Raw genomic sequence first — 372 nt, forward strand, 5'->3', positions numbered from 1 at the left:
TTTTTTTTACAAGATCTCGAAGTATCGCGATCTCCAGTTCTTTCTCGCCAAGGAGTTTCGCTGCCTGTTCATATTTCTGCTCCCACTCTTGAGCTGTCTGTGGATCATTAAGATGCTTTATGTCCTTTTTCTTACCCACGTTTATCTCCACCTCATCCCTATATTGTTTCACCCACTTGTACAAGGAATAGGGGGAGATTCCATGTTTACGAGCAGTTAAAGCCACATTCCCCCGGTCCAGTGCTTCCTCGACGACCTGTATTCTTAATTCGTCGAACTTGCTGTGCTGAACTCTCATACGGACTACCTCCAGCTATATTTATTGTATATTGTTTAGCCTGAAAGTGTCCAAAGTGATTAGGGGGCTTTATA

At 43.3% G+C, this 372-nt stretch carries 1 protein-coding gene; it reads right to left on the bottom strand.

The features are described from left to right. Positions 1–298, bottom strand: a 298-nt coding sequence (locus tag M0651_RS23960; protein ID WP_248554161.1) for a helix-turn-helix domain-containing protein, incomplete at its 3' end; no start/stop codon positions are given. Positions 299–372 lie beyond the last annotated feature (74 nt).

It is taken from the genome of Paenibacillus mellifer (genome assembly GCF_023195895.1).
GTDB lineage: Bacteria > Bacillota > Bacilli > Paenibacillales > Paenibacillaceae > Fontibacillus > Fontibacillus mellifer.